Here is a 5008-nt window from a genome sequence, read left to right as displayed (position 1 = left end):
TTCCGTAGCAGGCGCCCGCTTGAGCAATCAGCTTTTCGCGGTCCCGGATGGTGATGGTCCCACGCTTCGTTGCGATGACCCCGGCCCGTTCCAAAGCGGTCAGCGCCTCGCTGACACCAGTGCGGTTCACGCCGAGCATCAACGAAAGGAAGCGGTGGGTCGTCGATAGGTCGTCGCCCTCCGCCCGATCGTGGCACATCAAGAGCCAGCGGGCGAGACGGGCTGCCAGCGTGTAGCGTGCGTTGGCGAGCGCTGTTCCGGCCATTTGCGCAGTGACGGTTTGCACATAGCGAAGTAACCGTTCACCTAAAGCTGAAGATTGAGGCAGGATCTCGCGAAAGCTCGAAGCGGACATTACCCAGGCTGATCCCGCATTCTGCACCCGGCCATCATAGGGGGCTTGATCGCAGCCAAGCAGAAGCGGAATTCCGACTAGGCCCTCGCAGCCGACAAGCCCAATCTCAGCCTGTTCGCCGTCGGAGGCTTGCGCGACGAGCGAGACGATGCCGCGTTCAACAAAATACAAACTGGTGGTTGAGGTATCTGTCTGGATCAGCACGTCACCCACCGCGAACTTTTGCAGGGCGAGTCGGCCCTGAAGCAGATCGAAGTCGGATGGTGGTAGCGCGGCGAGCAAACGATTGCGGCACGAGGCCTGTCCAAGCTGTGTCACGGGCCCGTCTCGAGAAGGGCGGGGGCACGAACCCTCAGCCGCGTGCGCCCGAAAGATTGCAAACGATGCGCGACTTCTAGGGAGAACGTGGACGTTAGGCAAATTTCTCATCAAATGACGATTTAAAATGTCGGAAATCCGACGTAGGGTCGTTTCGGTCGAACCCTCCCGAGGTGTGATGCAGCAGGTACTGACCCAGAAGCTTGAAGGCTTCGAGGACCTATCGGATGACGATCGCCGGGCCCTGGATGGCCTGGCGCCACGCATTCGGCAGGTTGGTGCACGGGTCGATTTGGTCCGAGAAGGTGACGAACCCGAGAACGTCCATCTGATCCTTGATGGCCTCGCTTGCCGCTACAAGGTGCTCCCGGACGGCAAACGCCAGATCATGGCGCTTATGGTTCCAGGGGACTTCTGCGATCTCAACGTGTTCATCCTCGATCAGATGGACCACAACATCGGCACGATCTCCGATTGCCATGTCGTCGACATCCCGCGTCGAGCAATCGAGGAGATTACCCAAGCCCATCCGCAGATCACGCGGGCCTTCTGGTGGTGCGGTCTCGTCGATGAGGCGGTGCTGCGCGAGTGGTTGGTCAACCTTGGTGGTCGTGCCCCGGAGCGACGTATTGCTCACCTCCTCTGCGAACTGTTGGTTCGGCTCGGTGCGGTGGGAAAAGTCACGAACGACAGCTACCCTTTTCCGTTCACGCAGGTGGAGCTTGCGGATGTGATGGGCTTGTCCGCCGTTCACGTGCACCGTACGCTTCGAGAGCTTCGTGATCTTGGTCTGATCACGATCAAACGGCGGGTTCTGACGATCCACGATGTCGAGCAGCTCAAGTCGTTCTGCGGCTTTACGCCGAACTACCTCCACCTCAAGAACACGCGTTGGGGCGCACGCCGGAGCGAGCCGTGGCTGAACAAGCTACGGGGAAGCTAGGCATGGATGCGCGCGACAACGTTGAGACGTTGCTCGTACTGCAGCCGATCATGGTCGACACGGGCAGTCCGGATTGGGAAGGACGTCTCGTCCTCGCCAACGGCCTGCTGATCGCCGTGCTGGTGCGCCTTGATACCCCCGACCATGAACTCGGCAACGGCTGGTTCGTAGAAGCGGCCTTCGGGCGGCTCATTGGGATCTCGGCGCCGATCTTCGCCACGCTGGAGGAGGCCATGCGATGGCTGCGCCAGCACCGAAAGCCATGACTGAAGCAGGATTGGTGCTTCAAAGTTCGCACGACGGCAGGACAGGCGAAGTAGCACGGACGGTCTTCATCGAACACCATACCGTGATGGCTGAACTGTCGCGGAATCAATCGCGTACAGCGCCTGTTGTCATACGCTCCAGGATTTTCCTGCCGCATCTCCATCGTCTGGAATTACAGTGATTAAAATTTTGCTCGCGGCTGCTGTTGCGGCCGTGCTCTCTACACCTGCCTTCGCCCAGTATCAGGACGTGCCCGTGAGTACGGGTGGGGTCGGGCCGCGCGGCGTGCTTGGTGTCGTGACCCGCGAGCCAAGTTCGACCGGCGAGGAGGGCGCTGCTACTTGTTCACCGACTGGACGTGCCGAGGATGGAATTTCGGACGACTCGGCGGTTTCCGGCAACGAGGGACAGCCTTCACGCCTAAGCTCGACCGGCAGCGGTGGCGGAAGGTAGCACCTTCAGCACTATCAGTCTGCCGTTACTCTTCAGCCCGCCCGGTTCGCCGCGGCGGGTTTTGCATGCCGCCAGCTGTGCAAGCTGCTGGGTCAAAACGATCAATTCGACAGGATCTGGCATCTTGAGTGATGAGACGTTCATACCAGGCGAGCCAAGCGTTCGTCCCATAAATGTCACGGGAAAGATTTGCGGCTTTGTACCGCCCATTCACGACAATCTCGTCAATTGGTTATAAGTCCACGAGATAAATCATATTTTTTGATCACTTATGATTTGTTTATTGAACCCATAAGGTCGCACGTCTGGACCTCTCGATCACGCTGCCTGTTCTGTTTCTACGTCCATCATATTTGGGCGAGCGAGGTTTACGGGTGACGGAACATACCTCTGGTCAGGACAGCCGCCAGGGCAAGCGTGGCAGACCAGCCCTCTATGTCTTGATCGTAAGCGTCGGATTGATGCTCACTTCCTTGGCTGGGCTAATGATTTGGCAGGGAGCGAACTCCCCTCCTGACTACGCCAGCCAGAGCCAAGCCGCGTCGCGGAAGCAGATCACCGGGTCCGAAAGCGGCAGATCGGATGTCACGTCATCTGCGAACAGCAGTGGTGTGCCTGGCGGCAATCCAGCCTATCCGCAGCCAGCCGTACGCAGGGCCAACCCATGAAATCGGCCGAGACGACGACGACCGATGTAGCCGAAATCGCGGTGCTCGCGCGCGCCAAGCGCAACTTCCAAAACAATGGTTTGGGAGATCGAATGTGGGGTGCCCCCGGCGCTGCAGATGAGCCTCCGCTCAGCGAAGCTTTTTTTCTGAGCGAGGACCAACGTGCTGACTTCATCGCAGCTGCACGAGCGGAGATCGAGGCCGAGAATGGCTCTCCGCATCAAGCAGACGCAAGCGCCCCTTATATCGAAGGCGAAGCCATGAGTTTCGGTATCAGCGCGCTGTACGGGAGCCGCGACGATGCGCAGTCGGCGAAAGGCACGTTGATCGCATCCGGCATCCCCGAGGGGGCGATCCGGCTTATCGTTTGTCCTACCATACCTCCGGTCGGCTGCAGCGAGCCTGGAGAGCCGACCCCTGCCGACGGCGTGCTTCACAGACAGCTTCGCGAAATCGGTCTACCGGCTGCGGCGTGGGGATCTTACTGCGCGAAGCTGGTCGGCGGAGGAGCGATGCTGAACCTCCACGTCGAGGAGGCGGAGGTTGAACGTGTAATGGGCATTCTAAAGGACCATGGCTCAGTCGACGTGGAGCAACGTGTCGCGACCTGGGACTTGGAAGGCTGGGGCGGTACGTCGCCGGTCTCGACCGAGGGGTGGGGTGGCTACTCGGCAACTTCGACGGGTGGCACGAAAATCACTGCCAGCCAGGACTAGCACCATGGCGCAGATACGTCCCCAATCCGAAATGTCCGATCTCGATGCGGTACGTCGTTATGCGGTGAGCGTTATCACTCAGTCTCAAGGTGAAGCTTTGGAGATGAGAGCAATCACCCTTGCCCTTCTCGGGGGGATCATGTGGCGCGGGGTGCCAGGTTCGACCACAATGACCCAGAATGCAGACGGCAGAAACGCTATTCTCACGACCACCCTTGGAGATCGACGTCTAACTTTTAGTTATGATGAATCGACCGAAACGATAAAAATGCGTGAAGATACCTTGGATGGGCCAATTATTCACAGCTTCTGTAATCGGACCTTGCTAATAGATTTCGAACGAACATTCAGCGTACTATGGAGCTGAAATAGCATCATTGTCTGAATTTAGAATCAATTGGATGGCACATGGCAGTCTCCCAGGCATTACGAACTGGGCGTTTGTGGCCACCTGCGACTGCGTAGCGTGTCAGGATACGTTAAACGCTCAGGCGGCGTGAGATTGTTGGGTATCGACTGTCAGCAAGGCATCAGGTAGCCAGACGTGCGGAAGGCTGGCTACGGCCGGCTTAGCGAAGAGATATCCCTGGAACAGCCGGATGCCAGTCGAATACAGGGTCGTCAGTTCGGCCTCGGTCTCAATGCCTTCAGCAATCACTGCCACGTTTAGCTGGCGTGCCATCGTAACCACACCAGCAACGATGGTGTGACGTGCGAGGGAGGTTGCGATACCGCGAATTAACTCCATGTCGAGCTTGATGAAGTCGGGCTGAAAGCTTGCCAATAAATTGAGGCCGGCATACCCAGCACCGAAGTCGTCGAGCGCTGTGGCAAAGCCGTGCTTACGATACTCGGTGATGATCCGCTGGACGTGGGCAACGTCCGTCATGCGCTCGTTCTCTGTGAACTCGAACATGATCTGCCGGCGAGCGAAGCCAACGCGATGGGCGGCGTCGAGGGTCGCACGAATGCAGGCTGCAGGCTCATACACGGCGTTCGGCATAAAGTTGATTGATAGCCGCGTTTCCTGATCAGGGAACAGGGAGGCGGCAAGTTCGATCGCCTTGACGCGGCAGGCTTGGTCGAACTTGTACCGGTTGCTCTCGTCCACCATGCCGAGGATCTGCCCCGCTCCCTGCCCCTCAGTTTGGTCAGCCCCCATTGAAGTGGTCCGCCCTTTGGTATGGCTTTTGAGCCTGGAGGACGGACGAGATGGCAAAGCACCCGAAGCCCGAGGAGATCGTCGCGAAGCTACGTCAGGCGGACGTTCTGATTTCACAGGGCCAGA

The 5008-nt window shown here is 58.6% G+C and carries 5 protein-coding genes and 1 pseudogene; 4 read left to right on the top strand and 2 right to left on the bottom strand.

Translation table 11 applies throughout. The features are described 5' to 3' along the window. The coding region (locus MKK60_RS00100; protein ID WP_243983401.1) for a Crp/Fnr family transcriptional regulator at positions 1–673 on the bottom strand (673 nt) is incomplete at its 3' end. A gap of 178 nt (positions 674–851) precedes the next feature. On the opposite strand from MKK60_RS00100, the gene MKK60_RS00095 reads away from it, so the two are divergent. The 4 genes from MKK60_RS00095 (at position 852) to MKK60_RS00075 (ending at position 4087) form a co-directional block, all read left to right on the top strand. Further along, a complete protein-coding gene (locus tag MKK60_RS00095) occupies positions 852–1616 on the top strand; it encodes a Crp/Fnr family transcriptional regulator (protein ID WP_243983400.1) in 765 nt (254 codons plus the stop codon). Between the two features lie 2 nt (positions 1617–1618). Beyond that, positions 1619–1882: a hypothetical protein gene (locus MKK60_RS00090; RefSeq protein WP_243983399.1), complete on the top strand. Its 264-nt coding sequence runs from the start codon at positions 1619–1621 to the stop codon at positions 1880–1882. Between the two features lie 1118 nt (positions 1883–3000). Then, positions 3001–3720 carry a hypothetical protein gene (locus MKK60_RS00080; RefSeq protein WP_243983398.1) on the top strand — a complete coding sequence of 240 codons (720 nt, stop codon included), beginning with the start codon at positions 3001–3003 and terminating at the stop codon, positions 3718–3720. A 4-nt stretch (positions 3721–3724) separates the two neighbouring features. Then, positions 3725–4087 carry a hypothetical protein gene (locus MKK60_RS00075; protein ID WP_147725495.1) on the top strand — a complete coding sequence of 121 codons (363 nt, stop codon included), beginning with the start codon at positions 3725–3727 and terminating at the stop codon, positions 4085–4087. Between the two features lie 120 nt (positions 4088–4207). Here the strand turns inward: MKK60_RS00075 and MKK60_RS00070 are convergent. Further along, positions 4208–4864 (bottom strand): annotated as a pseudogene (locus MKK60_RS00070) (EAL domain-containing protein); the annotation flags it as partial. Positions 4865–5008: the final 144 nt, after the last annotated feature.

The organism is Methylobacterium sp. J-092 (genome assembly GCF_022829325.1).
GTDB lineage: Bacteria > Pseudomonadota > Alphaproteobacteria > Rhizobiales > Beijerinckiaceae > Methylobacterium.
The sequence above is the reverse complement of the archived record's forward strand: the minus strand, read 5'-3'. Positions and strand labels throughout refer to the sequence as shown.

What these genes read in the sequence shown, in the direction of transcription:
- MKK60_RS00095 (WP_243983400.1), top strand. Translation starts at nt 852, where the DNA reads ATGCAGCAGGTACTGACCCAGAAGCTTGAAGGCTTCGAGGACCTATCG.
- MKK60_RS00090 (WP_243983399.1), top strand. Translation starts at nt 1,619, where the DNA reads ATGGATGCGCGCGACAACGTTGAGACGTTGCTCGTACTGCAGCCGATC.
- MKK60_RS00080 (WP_243983398.1), top strand. Translation starts at nt 3,001, where the DNA reads ATGAAATCGGCCGAGACGACGACGACCGATGTAGCCGAAATCGCGGTG.
- MKK60_RS00075 (WP_147725495.1), top strand. Translation starts at nt 3,725, where the DNA reads ATGGCGCAGATACGTCCCCAATCCGAAATGTCCGATCTCGATGCGGTA.